Raw genomic sequence first — 16,047 nt, forward strand, 5'->3', positions numbered from 1 at the left:
CCGCGCGACCGGCGGACCGTGCGCCATGACCTGCCCGCGGTCCTGTCCCTGCCAGTGACCGGGGTGCTGGCCGGTTGCCGGAGCCTGACGGCGATATGGGAGAGAGCACACCACCGACCTGACCGCCGCCGACCTGAAGGTCTTGAGCTTACCTGTTGGGCAGGCTCTTTCGTCGGAGTCGATCATACGTAGGACCTCGCAGGATCTGGACCCTGCAGACGTTCCCTCGTGGGCGCGCCTCAATATTAGTGATACCGGGTGTTTGAGCAAGCAAACGTCGCGTCAACTCCGGAAAAGCAATGTCCGGTTGACCCAGTGGGTGAGATCTACCGCCGAGACGAGGTTGAGGCTTCTACTGTTCAGGGTCGATGAGATTGACCGTAGGGGTTGAGAAACGAGATTCACGCGTCCATCTATACCACTTCAACTTCAATGTCTGACAAGCATCTTTTCTGAGATCTTCAGTTAGGTAAATACATCACTATGATGCTGTTCCCTATAATCTGGCTGGAAATAGTGGCGTTTGGCAACAGCGGCCCGATCATCTGCCACTGGAAGCACGGCCACACCTCCCCCGGCCAGGCGATACGTAGGCCTCGAGTTCTACCGCTGTCTGGTGGAGACAGCATCAGAGGTTCCGCCAGACGTTGATGTACGTGAAGTTCGCCTGGCAAATCTTCGCAGCGCCCAACGGATGATGGTGGAGCGACAGGCTCGAAGCGGGGTGGTGGCACAAGATCCTGCACCTTCATGTCAATCTCGTCGTCTGGGCAGTACCACTGGATCTGCACAGAGCGCATGTCTACAAAGCGCGGCCGCTTGGTAGTAACCATCACCTCGGTACTGCCGCCGCCCGGGTTGCCGACCAGCACGACATCGCAGACCGGCACAGCATCGACGATCCAGTTAGAGCAGATCAACGACACCAGCTGCTGTATGCCGAGGTCCGAATGACGTCGCGCCTGACGCGCCTCGTAGCCGTAGTCGGCTCCGAACTCGTTGAGTCGTTCCAGGTGCGTCCTGCCTTTGGAAGCCAGACCCAGCGAGTAAGCCACTGCGTTCAAGGGAGTGACGTCATCGTCGAGCTCCAGTCGGGCCAGGATCCTCGTCTCGAGTCGAGTAAAGGCCAGTAATGGATCGCCATCGCCCAGAAGAGCCACTATGGCCGGACAAGTCGCCATTGAGTGCGGCGACAGGCCCTCCGGCCGCTTCCGGACTGCCAGAAGCTCACTTCGCACCGCTGCCTCCGATGTCGCCGCCTGCTGCGAGGCGGCGCGGTAGCGATCCGTCGACGCTGTCGCTCTGGCCACGGGTTCACTGTAGCCCAGGACGTTAGCTGCGGTCACGAGAAGCGCATCGCGATACACGGACGCCTGGGTGCACGGTGTCATTCCTGTGTCACGACACGCTCCGCCGTCTCCTGGTCTCCTATCACTACGAGACCGACAACCCCGGCCGCCCCGGCCAGGCCCTCCTCCCACCGCCACAGGCAGACAGAGAAGGGTACCTGGTCGCCAGGACCAACCGCCGCACCTAACAAACGGGCAGCGCCAACTGAAAGGAACCCGCCCTCATGCCCATCAACCTCATCCCCCAAACCCCGGATCCCGAGCCCGACTCCTACGCCACCGGCCTGGCGTCCTTCGGCCCTTCCTCCCGGGCGGTGGCCCGCGCCGCCCGCCGCCACGCCGACGCTGTCCTCGGCCGGGCCGAGGTGACTCACATCAAAGACCAGGCCCGCGCCGTCCTGGCTGCCAGCGTCCTGAACAACACCGCTGCTCTGGTCGGCCTGGCCGAGCAGGCTCACCAGATCGCCCCGGCCGGGGACCCCTACTACCAGGCCGTTATCAGGGCTTACGCCCTGAGCACTGCCGAAGACATCGCTGAGTTCTGAAGGGCTAGCACCATTATGAATGCCAGCGCCAACATCATCGTCCTCATCGCCCTGGTCACCATTACGGTACTGAGTCTGGCCGCCTTGACTCTGCTGCTGCGGGCCCAGCGAAGATCAATCCGGCAGAAAAGAAACGGCAGACCACCGACCCGGCCGGCGCAGCCGCTCCATCTGCCCACTATCCACGCCGATCGAATGCAGGAGTGCCAGCGCATCGCTCGCCGGGCCGCCTACCTCAAATGGCAGCAGGACCACGCCGCTCTGCAGGCCGCCCGCGCCATACAGCAGGCAGCACGATGGTATGGAGAGTGATAACGGCCCAGACGGCTCTCGCCATGGCTTTGGTCGTTGTTAAAAAGACAGCAGGCATTCTCGTGACCACTAAACAGGACTTATAGACGACTATCCTTGGCTTTCCGATGGTGAAACTGTTGGCGTCTTAGTTTTACCTGACGCGTCGCTCAGGATTGCGTCCTTCGAGACCTTGCTGAAGACGTAGTGGTGTGCAACATATAGGGCAAAGCACCTAACGCGAAAGGAGTAGAGAAATGAGCATCTCAGAAACGCGCAACACGAACCGATTGGCCGGTGTACCCGCTGGCGGCTTCCGCACCATCCTGGCGGATCCGCCCTGGCCGGCTCAGGGTGGCGAGCACCACTACCGCACCATGAACCTGGATCGGATTCAGGCCTTGCCTGTGGGGTCGTTGGCGGCGTCAGACTCCCATCTGTGGCTGTGGACGACCAACGCCCTGCTGCCGCGGGCGTATGAGACGGCGGCAGCCTGGGGCTTTACGGTACGCAGCCCCTTGACGTGGGTGAAGTTCCGTCTGGGTGTCTCCGGTCGCTACCAGCTACGCAACGCCACCGAGCAGTTGCTGTTCTGTACACGGGGTAACGCACCGTTGAATTCGCGTTCACAACCGACGTGGTTCAATGCGCCGGTAGCGGAGCATTCCCGCAAGCCAGCCGAGCAGTTCGCCATTATTGAGCGGGTGAGCAGTGGGCCGTACTTGGAACTATTCGCTCGTCGTCGTCCGGAATCCAATCGTCGGTGGGCGGTATGGGGTGATGAGGTCGAGTCGGACATTCGCATTCCCGGGTACTCGGTGCCGCGCTATAGCCAGTGGGTAATACCAATCACCGAGGCGCCCGCCGATGGTAAGGCCTCCGCCACAATCATCGATCCGGCGCGATCGCATGATTTTCAAGGAGAACAATCATGAATGGGCATCTTACGAGAGGAGTCGACGACTATGACCAATTCGAGACGCTCCCCGTCTACGAGCCTGCTTCGCGCCGGCGGCGGGCTCGCCTTGGCCGGGATCGGACTGAAGTGGATCGCTTGCGTGCTGCAAAATGCGTGGATGTGGCTCGGCGGCGGGCTCGTCGTGGTCGCAATCATCGCCGGCGCGTTTGTCTGGTGGCGCAGTCGCAACTCCTGGTGAGACGCAAGCGAGGTCGGCCATGAGCCGCCGGCGGCGTCGCCATCCGGGCGGACGCCCATCAGCCTCACGGCGGGTGCGAGTGATGCCGATACACCGCAGCATGCTGGATCACCAGGCGTTGGCCAGAGTGCTGCTGGCCATCCTATCTCAAGACATCGCCACGGACGTCGCGGCGAACGACTCCGCGACATTCACGCCGACCGAGATTCCGGCCAAGAGAACAAACCCACAGATCCAGGTAGAAAGTGAGGAGCCATGAACTATAGCAGCAAGTACCCACTGATGTGGCAGCGGCTGCGGTTTGCTCTGCCGCTAGACGTGGCGGCCGCTACTGGCCTATTGGAACGGATCGTCGTGGATGCCTCTCTGGGACGCCTGATACTGGAAGCTCGTGCCACTTCAGGGCGAGTGCGCTACCTGCTGGGCGCGACCAACCTGAGGCACCTTGGCATCGTCCGTGAACTACTTCCTGGCACTCGTGTCGTAGCAACCGCCATTGAGCGAAAGTCGGTAACTCAATCCTTGCGCCTGAGTGTACGCCGAGCTGGCCTGCCGTTATCGGTGGAGCGATTAGAGTCTGTCGCCAGGGCAGTACTGGCCGCGATGGCCGCCACCGAGGATGAGGAGGAACTGGTCGTTCAGCTTCACATCGGCTCCCGCTACCAACCCACGCTGAATAGCAAACCGCAGCCCGAAGGTTGGCTGGAGCTCCTCGGTATCACCTCGACCTCTGCAGCTAGTCGCGAGCACCAACGGCGAGCCCGATCTCACGCTGGTAAACATCGGTCTGGGGTCTGCCTGCGCTTGGGAGTCAAGGCCGTCACACCTGCGCGATGCCGGCTGTTGCTTCAGGGCTTGCTCGGTGGGCTGCGAGTAGCCGAGAGCGCTGGGGTACGGTTGCATGCCCGTCCCGACAATCCCAGCAAGCTCAACCAGGCGCGCCGTCCCTGGCACTACCCGCTGACCCTGGATGCCACTGAAGTCCTCTGTTTGAGCGGCTGGCCAATCGGGCAGGCAAGACTTCCGGCTATGCCGAACGCTCACCCCAGATGTCTTCCGCTGCCTGAACAGCGAGACCGACAGCGTGTCTTCGCCCGTGGCCTGGGCGACCAAGCAGACCAGCGGCTTGGCATCTCGATACGCGATGCGCTACTGCACACAGTGCTACTCGGTCCCACTGGGGCGGGCAAGTCCACTGTTCTGGGCCGCTTGGCCTTGAACGATATCGACGCTGGCCGCGGAGTGCTGCTCATCGATCCCAAGACCGACCTGGTCAATGATCTGCTAGCGCGCATACCCGAGCAGCGGACCGGCGACGTAGTGGTCATCGACCCAACCAGTCCAACACCCATCGGACTCAATCCGCTAGCCACCAGCCCGCGTAGCAGAGAGCAAGTGCCGGAAATGATCGCCGACACTGTACTGGCGACCTTCAAGAACCTGTTCGCTGACGCCTGGGGCGTGCGCACTGAGGAGATCCTCACCGCCAGCCTGCTGACACTGGCCCGCACGCCCGGCGCCACCCTGGTGGACTTGCCGCTATTACTGACCAATCCGGCCTTCCGCTGCCGCATCATCGCCAACGCGCCAGATCCGCTGGGGACCGGACAGTTCTGGAGCAAATATCAGTCGCTCTCCGAGGCCCAACGGCTGCAATGGATCGCACCAGTACTCAACAAGCTCCAGCCGTTCCTCATCCGGCCTCACTTACGCGCCACTCTCGGCCAGACAAACCCATCCTTCGATCTGGCCGATCTTTTGACCAAGCGCCGTATCGTTCTGGTCTCCTTGAACAAGGGTATCCTTGGATCAGAGTCCGCCAGACTACTGGGCAGCCTGATCGTTGGGCAGCTGTGGCCGCTGATCCTGTCCCGGGCCGCTCTACCACCGGAGCGACGCCACATCATCAGCGTGTTCATCAACGAAGTCCAGGACTACCTAGCGCTACCCACCGACTTGGCTGACGCCCTGACGCAATCCCGCTCCCTGGGAGTGGCCTTCCACCTGGCCCACCAGTACCGTGCCCAACTGCCATCCCGGCTCAAGGCCGCCATCGACACCAACGCCCATAACAAGATCATCTTCGGATCATCGGCCGCCGATGCCTTCGAGATCGCCCGCCTAGCGCCTGAACTGGAGGCCATCGACTTCCAATTGCTGCCGCGCTACAGCATCTACGCCCGCACCATCCACCACGGACACACCAACCCCTGGTGCCAGGCTCGAACTCTGCCCATGTCGCCAGCCACCGGCGACCCAGCGTCCCTGCGCGCTGCTAGCGCCGCTCGCTACGGCCAAGACGCCCGCCAAGTCGAAGAGCAACTACTCAAGCGCCTCGGACTGGCCTCGACTCCCGCGACCACTACAGACACCACAGTACCGACCGGTACTAACGACAGTGCTCCAGCAATTAGAACGACAGCCTCGTCAAACACTACTGGCAGCGTGACGATCGGTCGCCGACCCAAGACAAAGCGGGGAACCGAGAGCAGATGAACCACCAGACCGAAGCCGGAATAGGGCAGCTGCTGACATCGTATCGCTAGACGAACCGCCCGACGCACCGCCGCAGCCAGCAACCCCAACCTTCCGGCGCTACCACACCGCTCGCCAGCGATTACCGGAGATGACTACCAGCCGTATCCGGCTGACACAAGCCCATCGCAACCAAAGGAAGGAGAAACGCCCATGATCACCAACCAGATCAGCACGACTGGTAGTCCGCATCGCCTCGGACGCCGCCAGCTGGAGATGATCGCCGACCAACTCGACCGCATCGACCACCGGCTGCTGAGTCTGCTGAGAATGCACCGTTACGCTACCACCCGCCAACTCAGCTACCTCAGTCGGCTTGCTACTGCCTACGCCAGCGCACGCTCAGCCCTGCGGCAGACCACCCGCCGCCTGAACCGCCACCGCCACCTGGGACTGGTGGACCACCTTGAACGTCGTATCGGCGGGGTCAGGGCCGGCTCCACCGGCTACATCTGGCACCTACGTGAGCCCGGCCACCGCCTGGTAGCCCCAGAGCGCACCACCCGGCACCGCACCACTGAGCCCTCACATGCCTTCCTGGCCCACACCCTGGCCATCACCGAAGCGCGCTTGGTCATCGAGAGAGCCGCCCACGACACCGGCGGATACCTCAGCCTGCTACGCACCGAACCGGACTGCTGGCGCCACTGGCTACTGCCCGGCGGCGGGAAACGCTGGCTCAAACCCGACCTCGAAGCTATCACCACCACCGCCACCAACGAAGAAGACCACTGGTTTTGCGAAATCGACCTGAACACCGAGAACCCCGCCAGATTGCTAACCAAGTGCCACGACTACCAAGACCACCTGAACGCCGATACCGAACAAGCCAGCACCGGCTACTACCCCCAAGTCATTTGGATCATGAACAGCTTGCGACGCGCTGCCCGTCTGACGGAGCAGATCGCCGCCGACCAGTACTTGACCCCGGGACTGTTCAAGATCATTACCAGCGCTGAAGAGCTGGCCAGATTGATCCAGCAAGGGCCGTGAGGCCAGACCGCCAGAAAGGAAACGAAAGGAAAGACTCATCTATACCGATCAATATTTTGACTTGACTCTTCGCACCAACTGAGCGTCAATAGAAACAGAGGCAGGACAACACCCAGTCCTTGTGCCATTAACTAAGAAACACCGAGGGGAGGAGCAACCCATGCCCAGAACCACACCAACCAAGCCCGCCATCGAAGATGGCGTCATCATCTACACCCACGGCCAGCACCCGGCCGAGATCACCCAGCAGAACGCCGCGCTGCGGCGCTACTGCCAGGCTGCCGGCCTGGAGGTCGTCACCGAGTTCCACGACCTGGGCCAACGCACCAACGGTCTGGACATGGCGCTACGCGCCGCCGAGGACTCCTGCGTCCGCTACCTGCTCACCACCACCTGGCCGCCAACCGCCCTCGACGCCGAGGACGCCCTGTCCGTCAGCGAGATCCTGGATCACTACCACACCAGGCTCGTCACCGTTGACAGCCAACCGCCACAAGAGCAGCCGGACGGCAGCACAGACGACGGCCGGAGGCAGTCATGAGCTACCGCACCGCACCCGCCACGCACTCAGGGGCGTCGTATGACGCCAGCCCTGCCATACCGCCATCTCCAGATCCTCTGGCCGCCATGGCCGCCCAGCTCACTCCCAAGCGGGCGGTGTCATACATCCGTGTCTCCACTCGTGAGCAGGCCCAGCGCGGCGGCAGCGAGGAGGGCTTCTCCTTGCCTGCTCAACGGGAGGCCAACAAGCGCAAGGCCCAGTCCATGGGTGCGCTGGTGGTCAAGGAGTTCGCCGACCGCGGTGAGTCCGCCCGATCCGCCAACCGCCCTGAGCTGCAGAAGATGCTGACCTACCTCAAACAGGACGGCGGCATCGACTACGTCATCGTCCACAAGCTCGACCGACTCGCCAGAAACCGCGCCGATGACGTGGAGATCAACCGGGCCTTCGAGCAAGCCGGCGTCCGGCTGGTCTCCACTTCCGAGAACATCGACCAGACCCCCGGCGGCATGCTGCTGCACGGCATCATGAGCTCTATCGCCGAGTTCTACAGCCGCAACCTGGCCAATGAGGTCCTCAAGGGGATGGGCGAGAAAGCCAGAAACGGCGGCACGCTGGGCAAGGCACCGCTGGGGTATGTCAATGTCCGCGCCAGGGATGAGAACGGCCGCGAGATCCGCACCGTCGCCCTCGACGAGGAGCGCGCACCCCTGATCCGCCTGGCCTTCACAGAGTACGCGACCGGCAACTGGACGGTATCGCAGCTGGCGACACACCTGGCGGGCCTGGGACTGGACCTGCCACCAACCCCCACCAAGCCGGCCAAGCCCATCACCAAAGGACGACTGCACACCCTGCTGCGCCACCCCTACTACAAGGGCATTGTCACCTTCCAGGACGTGGAGTACCCCGGACGCCACCAGGCGCTGGTGGACGCCGCCACCTGGCAGACGGTGCAGGACATCATGGACTCCCACCGCAACGGCGAAAGACAACGCCTCCACAACCACCACCTCAAGACCACCATCGCCTGCGGCCTGTGCGGCGCCCGCCTCCTGGTCCAGAACGCCAAGAACGGCCGCGGAGTCATCTACCCCTACTTCGTCTGTTCCCGCCGCCACCGCACCCACGACTGCACCTTCCGGGCCGTCCTCATCGAGAAGGTGGAAGAACAGGTCGCCGAGCTCTACCAGCAGATCCACCTCTCTCACGAGGACCGCAAGGACATCGAACGCCACCTGCTGGCCGAGCTGGAGCACATCGAGAAGAACAGCGCCCACGACATCCGCTCCCTGACCACCCGACGCACCAACCTGGAGGACCAGCGCCGCCGACTCCTCCAAGCCCACTACGAAGGCGCCATCCCCCTGGAACTACTCAAAGAAGAACAGGACCGCCTCACCCGCGAACTCACCGCCATCCAGCACCACCTGAACGGCTACCACGCTGACGCCCACCAGGTCCGCCAGCACCTGACCCAAGCCCTCGACCTGCTCGAGGACTGCCACCGCCTCTACCAAGCAGCCCCCAACCACCTCAAGAAACTCCTCAACACCGTCTTCTTCGAACACATCCTCATCAACCCAGCAGTAGATGAGGACGGACGAGTCATCCTGCCAGGCGGACAGAATCCTACGGAGGACAGCGCCGAGCAGGACCCCAGGGGCAGTACAGCCCAAGAGTCCACGGATCGGGCCAAGGGAGAAGTCGCAGGGACCGCTGGGCGTGTGAGCAGTGGGGATGGGGACCGTTCTGAGGCTCCAGCCGCTGCTGTGGATGATGAGCCCCAGACCGAACCACCGGCCCGACCACCCCTCCTGATCCGCGACTCCAGCAGCCGAACCAGCGCCGCCAGCTACCTGGCCTGGCCCTTCGACCAACTGACCAGCCACGGCCTGCACCACGCCGCCCAGCAATACACCCAGGCTGTTACTAGCGATGATGGCTCGAGCTACGACGCCGCAGGCGGCCCCGGGAGTCCTCACAGCCTCTACACCGCCCCATCCCAACGAAGAACGCCCACCCTGACGGGTGAGCGCGCTTCGTCGTCTGAGACGGCCCCCGACACGATCTCCCATAGTGCGTGTTCGTATAGGAGCGTCGTGGTGCCCCCGGCGGGGTTCGAACCCGCACGCCCGCAGGCAACGACTTTTAAGGTCGCGGTGTCTACCAGTTCCACCACGGGGGCCGGGCACTCCCGGAGGAATCCGGAGCCGGAGCTCTTCGAGCGCTCTCCGGGCACCGGTACCCCCACTGGGATTCGAACCCAGGACCTTGTGCTTATCAGGCACGGACGAGGTATAAGCTCGCTGCTCTAACCACTGAGCTATGGGGGCCTGCCGACGCGGGGCTGCTCGCCCTGCCCCGACGTCGGCACCTTACCCCAGGTCGCAGTCGCGGTACGGACCCACCGGGCACGTCGCGCACAGTCGGCCTACGCTTGGCGCGTTGGTTGGTTCGTTCCGCATCCCGGTTCCGTCCCGCAGGAGTGCCCATGAAGCTCGCCCGGCGCGCTCGCAGCGCGCAGCCCTTCCACGCGATGTCCCTCAACGCGCGCGCCCGCGAGATCGAGGCGGAGGGTGGCGACGTAGCCAAGCTCAGCCTGGGCGAGCCCGACTTCGGCGCCCCGCCCGGCGTCCACGAGGCCATGCGCGCCACCATGGACGGCCGGCCCCTGCCCTACACGCCCGCTGCAGGACTGCCGGCCCTGCGTCAGGCGGTGGCGAACCTGTACGCCTCACGGCACGGCGTCGACGTGGACCCGCGCAACATCCTCATAACGGCCGGCGCTTCTGCCGGCCTGCTGCTGGCCATCGCCCTGACGACCGAGAGCGGCGACGACGTCGTCATGGCCGATCCCTGCTACCCGTGCAACCGCGAGCTCGTCGAGGCCTTCGGCGGCCGAGTCGTGCTCGCACCAACGAACGCGGCCAGTCGCTACCAGCTCGACGTCCGGACGATGACGCAGGTATGGACCTCGAGCACGAACGCGATCGTGCTCGCCACACCGTCGAACCCGACCGGCACGACGATCCCCTTCGACGAGCTCGTCCGCATCTGCCGGGAGGCCCGAGCGCGCGGGGCATGGCGGATCGTCGATGAGATCTACCTGTCGCTGGCCGACCCCGACGCCGGCGGCCGCCCAGCGCGTACCGCGTTGGAGACCGATCGGGAAGTCATGATCGTCTCCAGCTTCTCGAAGTACTTCGGCATGACCGGTTGGCGCCTGGGATGGTTGGTGCTGCCTGACGAGCTGCTCGCTGCGGCGGACAACCTGGCGGTCAACTTCTTCCTGTGCGCCTCCGCGCCCACGCAAATGGCGGCGCTCGCCTGCTTCACCCCCGAGGCGCTCGCCTCCTGCGAGGCCAGGCGCGTCGAGTTGGTGGCGCGCAGGAGAATCGCCCTGGACGGTTTAAAGCGAATCGAACTACCGGTGCCGGTCGAACCCGACGGAGCCTTCTACGTTTACTTCGATATTTCGCGGACAGGATTGGACTCGAGCACGTTCTGCTCCCGGGCTCTGGAGGAGGCGCATGTGGCCCTCACCCCCGGGACCGATTTCGGCCCCGCCATGGCCAGCACGCACGTGCGCCTGTCCTATGCGGCCTCGCGCCCTGAACTCACCGCGGGCATGGAGCGGCTCAGCGCCTTCGTCGGCGCATTGGGCTGAAACCGCACGGGTCCGCGCTCGGGCCGGATGAAGAAGACCACCGGCCGGTGGCGGAGCGAGTCCGGGCGGCTCGCGCAGCGCCGCTACGCCGCCTCAGTCCGATGCCCGGCCGGATGCGCCGATCTATTCGGGTGACCGACCCAGAACCGTAAGGACGTCCCGACGCACAAGCCCGCTGAAGGGGCGGATCGCCGTCCAATAGGCGCGGAACCGGCGGCGCGCGCCGGCGTCGGTGGCCTCGCACAGAGTGCTGGTCTCCACGAATGTCCAACCGCCCGGCAGGGCGGTGAGGTGGAAGTCCATGCCGTATTTGAGCCAGCCGGCCTCGGTGAAGGCACTCGCCTCCTCCAGGGATGAGACACGGTGGACGGCGGGCACCGCAGACCACGGACGCCCCACCATGACGAACCTGAGGGAGCAAGGCTCATGCTCCTCGAAGACCGCCGTACGTCGGAAGACCTCGTGCCAGCGCTGGTCGAGCAGCCGCGCCACGGCGAAGCCCCGTGCCAGGAGGAACGGGCGGGTCAGGCGCAGATCCGCCCAGCGCAGCGCCAGGAGCCTGCGCCACGCCTCCTGAGGGCGGACGGGCACGGCTCTGGAGTGCCACTCACCGAACTGCGCGACCGGGAGGATCTCGGACAGACCGACTCCACGTTTTAGAAGGGCCTCTCTATTTCGCACGGGTCCACAGTAGGCATACGGTCACTGGGTGGCAAGACCCTCGAAGTACACGGCGGATGACATCCTCGACGGCGCCCTGAACGCCGTCGCACTGCATGGCCCGCAGACGTCCGTCGCCGACGTCTCCAGCGCCATCGGTGTGACGACGGGCTCCGTCTACCATCGGTTCGGTTCTCGCGACGAGCTCTTCGCCCGACTGTGGCTTCGCTCGGTCAGACGGTTCCAGGCGGGACTGTTCGAGCTGGCGGAGCAGGAGGACGCCGGTCTCGCCCTGATCGACAGCGCCGTCCACGTCGTGCGCTACTGCCGGCATCATCGCGAGGAGGCGCTCGCCATGACATTGTGGCGGCAGCCCGTGCTGGCCGCGAGGGGGCCGCGATCCATCCGAGAGGAGGCTCGCCACATCAACGACGACTACCACGCCGCTCTCCGCGAGCTGGTCGTCAGACGGTACGGACGGGCCACGGCCCACCGGATGGAGTTGACGTTGACCGCGTGTCAGACCATGCCCTACGGACTGGTCCGCCCCCACCTGGCGGAGGGCACCGAGATCCCCCGCTGGCTCGACGACGTCGTACGCACCGCCGCTGGCGCCATCGTGGGACTCGGCGACGAGGACTGAAGCCCACGACCTCCGGCCGCATCCCCGGAGCATTCTGACGCCCTGGCCCTTGGCCGGCCCTTCCCGAAGTCGCTAGACTCTCCCCGGTCAGTGACGCCTCTCTCACAATGGACGAACCGAGAATCACTCATGCTCCTATCGTGCTGCCTTCCCACCCTCGCAGCCGGACTTCCCACCACCGATGACGGCGGCGGAGAGGCCAACCTCGTACTCCCCGACCTGACGGGCGTGTCCGTCGCCTGGGGCCTGGACGGCCGGGCCCTGCTCCTGGCCGGCATCGTCGTGTGCCTGCTCGGCCTCGGGTTCGGCACGGTCACCTTCCTGCGCCTGCGTCAGGCCCCCGTGCACCCGTCGATGCTGGAGGTCGCCGAGCTCATCTACTCCACCTGCCAGGCGTATCTGCGCAGGCAGGGCCGCTTCCTCATCCTCCTGTGGGCCTTCATCACCGCCGTCATCGTCGTCTACTACAAGGCCCTGGTCGGCTTCGGCTGGGCCAGAGTCGGCATCGTCGTGCTCTTCTCCCTGCTCGGGATGGGCGGCTCGTACTGCGTGGCGTGGTTCGGCATCCGGGTCAACACCTTCGCGAATGCCCGGACCGCCTTCGCCTCCCTGCGCGGCAAGCCCCACGACGTGCACAGGATCCCGCTCCGGTCGGGCATGAGCATCGGCATGGTGCTCATCAGCCTGGAGCTGATCATGATGCTCGTCATCCTTCTCGTCCTGCCCGCCGACGTGGCCGGCGCCTGTTTCATCGGCTTCGCCATCGGAGAATCGCTGGGGGCTTCGGCGCTGCGCATCGCGGGCGGCATCTTCACCAAGATCGCCGATATTGGCGCCGACCTCATGAAAATCGTCTTCAAAATCGACGAGGACGACCCCCGTAATCCCGGAGTCATCGCGGATTGCACGGGCGACAACGCCGGCGACTCGGTGGGACCCAGCGCCGACGGCTTCGAGACCTACGGGGTGACCGGAGTCGCTCTGGTCACCTTCGTTCTACTGGCTGTCCCGGAGGCGGGACTCCAGGCGAGGCTGCTCGTGTGGATTTTCACGGTACGCGCTGCAATGATCATCGCCGCCTGGGCCGCCTACGGAATCAACGCCGCCTGGTGCCGGGCGCGCTTCGGGGACGCGGAGCGGATGAACTTCGAAACTCCGCTGACAACCCTGGTGTGGCTCACCAGCGTCCTGTGCATCACCTTGACCTATGCGGCGACCTGGATCGTCCTGGGAGGGCTCGGCGCCGGACTATGGGTGCGCCTGGCGACGATCATCACCTGCGGGACTCTGGCGGGGGCGCTCATCCCCGAGCTGGTCAAGGTCTTCACCTCCACCGGCTCCCAACACGTGCGCGAGACCGTCAAGTCCTCTCGTCAGGGCGGCGCCAGCCTCAACATCCTCTCGGGAGTCGTGGCGGGTGATTTCTCCGCCTTCTGGCTCGGCATCACCGTGGTGGGTCTCATGGGCGGCGCCTTCCTCCTGTCGGGATCCCAGCTGGCGGAGGTCATGGTGGCCCCCGCAGTCTTCGCCTTCGGTCTGGTGGCATTCGGTTTCCTGGGCATGGGACCGGTGACCATTGCCGTCGACTCCTACGGTCCGGTCACCGACAACGCTCAGAGCGTCTACGAGCTCTCACGCATCGAGGATCTGAGAAGCATCGACGACGAGCTGCGCCGTGATTTCGGCATCTCCCCGCGCTGGGAAAGGGCCAAGTACCTGCTCGAGGACAACGACGGGGCCGGCAACACCTTCAAGGCGACCGCCAAGCCCGTCCTCATCGGAACGGCGGTCGTGGGAGCTACCACGATGATCTTCTCGATCATCATCGGACTGACGAACCATTTGACCGAGGGCATCGACAACCTCTCCCTCATGCACGCCCCCTTCCTCCTGGGACTCATCACCGGGGGGGCCGTCGTCTTCTGGTTCTCCGGTGCTTCCATCCAGGCGGTGACCACGGGAGCCAATAGGGCGGTCACCTTCATCAAGGAGTCGATCCACCTGGACACAGGGGCCGAGCGCGCCTCGGAAGAGGACTCCAAGCGAGTCGTCGACATCTGCACCCAGTACGCCCAGCAGGGAATGCTCACGATCTTCCTCGCGGTCTTCTTCGCCACACTGGCTCTGGCCTTCATCGAGCCCTTCTTCTTCATCGGCTACTTGGTGTCGATCGCGGTGTTCGGTCTGTATCAGGCCATTTACATGGCGAATGCCGGAGGTGCGTGGGACAACGCGAAGAAGGTCGTCGAAGTCGACCTGCACATGAAAGGCACCGCCCTGCATGACTCCTCGATCGTCGGCGATACCGTCGGCGACCCGTTCAAGGACACCTCGTCGGTGGCGCTCAATCCCATCATCAAGTTCACGACTCTCTTCGGGCTGCTCGCCGTCGAGCTCGCGGTCAGTCTCTCCGCTCAGGGGCGGGGAGTGCTGGTGCACGTTCTCGCGGGGGTCTTCTTCCTCGTAGCGCTCTTCTTCATCCACCGCTCGTTCTACGGTATGAGGATTCCCGCGCGCGTGGTCGACGACGGCGCCGATGATGCCACGGGCCGAACGGAGAGCGAAGACACCACTCAGGCGCGGGAGGTACAGTCATGAGGATCGCCATCAAGTACGAGGGCCTGGACATCTCGCCGTCGGGTCGGGTCGCGGGCCACGAGGCCGGCGACACGCTGGTGCGAAGGCTGCTGAGAATCTTCCCCGGGTCGACCATGATCGCCCCCGTCCCCCGGCACAGCGAAGACCTCGACGTCGTCCCCCTGGAGATGCTCGATCCGACAGAGCTCGTGGTCATCAATATGGACGCGGCCGACTCCCCCCACATCTGGCAGGTCCTCTCCCGCGGGTCGGGATCGGCGCCGGGCGCGGCGCCGCAGCCGCAGATCATGAACTTCGTCTGGCGCCCGGTGCCCTCCAGCGCTCCCAGGGTCCATACGGCCACGCTCGCGCTCTCATGCGCCCTCTTCCCCACTTTCGCGGATTCACAGCGCACCGCCAATGAGGTACGAGAACTCGTCGCGAAGTGGACCGCGCAGCATTTGTATCAGAACTCCAGGCTGTCATGGGTCAATCTCGGTTTCCGGCTCGATCACATCCAGCCCCGCACTTACTCGGAGGTACCGATCGTTCTGTACCCGTCGATCTACCTCACTCGGGGGAAGCACCCCGAGGAGTTCTTCCGGGTGCTCGAACAGGTCCGCCGAGCGGTCCCACTCAAAGTCGAGATGCGTCTGCAGGAGGACAGCCTCGTCTCGGAGGCGGCCATGAACATATCTCAGAAGGACTGGGTCTGGATGGGACCGCTGACCGCTACCAGGCAGTCCTACTGGGAGGCTCTCGCACGGACGACGGCCTTCCTGGCCACCGCGGAGGAGGTGTCCTACGGCCTGCTCTACGTCGAGGCGCTGGGGGCCGGAGTTATCGGCGTCATGCCCGATCGTGAATGGGCCCGCGCCCTCGTCCCGCCCTCCTATCCGTTCATCTACCGGGACCTGACGGAGGCGACGACGATGCTCACCCGTGCGCTGAGGGAGCCGGAGGCCTGTCGTCGTCAGATGGATGAGGCCGCAGGAGGATCCTTCTCCTCCTGGATCGCCGATCATCACTCCGATGACGCCTTCGACAAGGCCATCGTCTCCTGCGTCAACAAGTGGTTCGGTCGCTGACGGAACCCGTCGGCCGCGGCGTCTACAGTGGTACTGC

General features: G+C 64.3%; 16 protein-coding genes, 2 tRNA genes and 1 pseudogene. 14 read left to right on the forward strand and 5 right to left on the reverse strand.

The window, feature by feature from the left end; all coding sequences use genetic code 11:
• Positions 1-18: 18 nt before the first annotated feature.
• Positions 19-192, forward strand: a complete 174-nt coding sequence (locus tag HMPREF9062_RS13670) for a transposase family protein (protein ID WP_253270688.1) — start codon at positions 19-21, stop codon at positions 190-192.
• 269 nt (positions 193-461) lie between these two features.
• On the opposite strand, the gene HMPREF9062_RS12955 is transcribed toward HMPREF9062_RS13670, so the two are convergent.
• Entirely contained in the window at positions 462-1,310 is an 849-nt protein-coding gene (locus HMPREF9062_RS12955; protein ID WP_156790004.1) for a hypothetical protein, read from the reverse strand.
• 263 nt (positions 1,311-1,573) lie between these two features.
• On the opposite strand from HMPREF9062_RS12955, the gene HMPREF9062_RS08485 reads away from it, so the two are divergent.
• The 9 genes and pseudogenes from HMPREF9062_RS08485 to HMPREF9062_RS13840 all read left to right on the forward strand — a co-directional run.
• Positions 1,574-1,894 (forward strand): hypothetical protein, encoded by a 321-nt coding sequence (locus HMPREF9062_RS08485; RefSeq protein ID WP_009749698.1) that lies wholly within the window; start codon positions 1,574-1,576, stop codon positions 1,892-1,894.
• Between the two features lie 15 nt (positions 1,895-1,909).
• Positions 1,910-2,206 (forward strand): hypothetical protein, encoded by a 297-nt coding sequence (locus tag HMPREF9062_RS08490; RefSeq protein ID WP_009749699.1) that lies wholly within the window; start codon positions 1,910-1,912, stop codon positions 2,204-2,206.
• 236 nt (positions 2,207-2,442) lie between these two features.
• A complete protein-coding gene (locus tag HMPREF9062_RS12590) occupies positions 2,443-3,120 on the forward strand; it encodes an MT-A70 family methyltransferase (RefSeq protein ID WP_009749700.1) in 678 nt (225 codons plus the stop codon).
• Between the two features lie 30 nt (positions 3,121-3,150).
• A complete protein-coding gene (locus tag HMPREF9062_RS08495; RefSeq protein WP_050795338.1) occupies positions 3,151-3,342 on the forward strand; it encodes a hypothetical protein in 192 nt (63 codons plus the stop codon).
• A 100-nt stretch (positions 3,343-3,442) separates the two neighbouring features.
• Entirely contained in the window at positions 3,443-3,601 is a 159-nt protein-coding gene (locus tag HMPREF9062_RS12960; protein WP_156790005.1) for a hypothetical protein, read from the forward strand.
• Positions 3,598-5,838 (forward strand): type IV secretory system conjugative DNA transfer family protein, encoded by a 2,241-nt coding sequence (locus tag HMPREF9062_RS08500; RefSeq protein ID WP_156790006.1) that lies wholly within the window; start codon positions 3,598-3,600, stop codon positions 5,836-5,838. Before HMPREF9062_RS12960 ends, HMPREF9062_RS08500 begins: the two co-directional genes overlap by 4 nt.
• 192 nt (positions 5,839-6,030) lie before the next feature.
• Entirely contained in the window at positions 6,031-6,870 is an 840-nt protein-coding gene (locus HMPREF9062_RS08505; RefSeq protein WP_009749705.1) for a replication-relaxation family protein, read from the forward strand.
• Between the two features lie 160 nt (positions 6,871-7,030).
• The gene (locus HMPREF9062_RS08510; RefSeq protein WP_009749706.1) at positions 7,031-7,411 is read left to right on the forward strand and encodes a recombinase family protein; all 381 of its coding nucleotides are present in this window, start codon (positions 7,031-7,033) and stop codon (positions 7,409-7,411) included.
• Positions 7,412-7,497: 86 nt separating this feature from the next.
• Positions 7,498-8,499: pseudogene (locus HMPREF9062_RS13840) on the forward strand (recombinase family protein); the annotation flags it as partial.
• Positions 8,500-8,745: 246 nt separating this feature from the next.
• Here the strand turns inward: HMPREF9062_RS13840 and HMPREF9062_RS13845 are convergent.
• The 3 genes from HMPREF9062_RS13845 to HMPREF9062_RS08530 all read right to left on the reverse strand — a co-directional run bounded on the left by HMPREF9062_RS13845 (position 8,746) and on the right by HMPREF9062_RS08530 (position 9,708).
• Positions 8,746-8,943 (reverse strand): hypothetical protein, encoded by a 198-nt coding sequence (locus HMPREF9062_RS13845; RefSeq protein WP_367379028.1) that lies wholly within the window; start codon positions 8,941-8,943, stop codon positions 8,746-8,748.
• Positions 8,944-9,475: 532 nt separating this feature from the next.
• A tRNA-Leu gene (locus tag HMPREF9062_RS08525) sits at positions 9,476-9,560 on the reverse strand.
• A 57-nt stretch (positions 9,561-9,617) separates the two neighbouring features.
• Positions 9,618-9,708: transfer RNA gene (locus HMPREF9062_RS08530), tRNA-Ile, on the reverse strand.
• A 158-nt stretch (positions 9,709-9,866) separates the two neighbouring features.
• Between HMPREF9062_RS08530 and HMPREF9062_RS08535 the strand changes: the two genes are divergently transcribed.
• Positions 9,867-11,042: an aminotransferase class I/II-fold pyridoxal phosphate-dependent enzyme gene (locus HMPREF9062_RS08535; RefSeq protein WP_009749707.1), complete on the forward strand. Its 1,176-nt coding sequence runs from the start codon at positions 9,867-9,869 to the stop codon at positions 11,040-11,042.
• Positions 11,043-11,165: 123 nt separating this feature from the next.
• Here the strand turns inward: HMPREF9062_RS08535 and HMPREF9062_RS12180 are convergent, their stop codons facing one another.
• The gene (locus HMPREF9062_RS12180) at positions 11,166-11,723 is read right to left on the reverse strand and encodes a hypothetical protein (protein WP_156790007.1); all 558 of its coding nucleotides are present in this window, start codon (positions 11,721-11,723) and stop codon (positions 11,166-11,168) included.
• Between the two features lie 28 nt (positions 11,724-11,751).
• Between HMPREF9062_RS12180 and HMPREF9062_RS08545 the strand changes: the two genes are divergently transcribed.
• The 3 genes from HMPREF9062_RS08545 to HMPREF9062_RS08555 all read left to right on the forward strand — a co-directional run bounded on the left by HMPREF9062_RS08545 (position 11,752) and on the right by HMPREF9062_RS08555 (position 16,010).
• Positions 11,752-12,345: a TetR/AcrR family transcriptional regulator gene (locus HMPREF9062_RS08545; protein ID WP_009749709.1), complete on the forward strand. Its 594-nt coding sequence runs from the start codon at positions 11,752-11,754 to the stop codon at positions 12,343-12,345.
• Positions 12,346-12,474: 129 nt separating this feature from the next.
• The gene (locus tag HMPREF9062_RS08550) at positions 12,475-14,943 is read left to right on the forward strand and encodes a sodium-translocating pyrophosphatase (RefSeq protein ID WP_050795275.1); all 2,469 of its coding nucleotides are present in this window, start codon (positions 12,475-12,477) and stop codon (positions 14,941-14,943) included.
• Entirely contained in the window at positions 14,940-16,010 is a 1,071-nt protein-coding gene (locus HMPREF9062_RS08555; RefSeq protein WP_009749711.1) for a glycosyltransferase, read from the forward strand. The genes HMPREF9062_RS08550 and HMPREF9062_RS08555 overlap by 4 nt, the downstream gene beginning before the upstream one ends.
• Positions 16,011-16,047: the final 37 nt, after the last annotated feature.

This window comes from Actinomyces sp. oral taxon 448 str. F0400 (assembly GCF_000220835.1).
GTDB lineage: Bacteria > Actinomycetota > Actinomycetes > Actinomycetales > Actinomycetaceae > Actinomyces.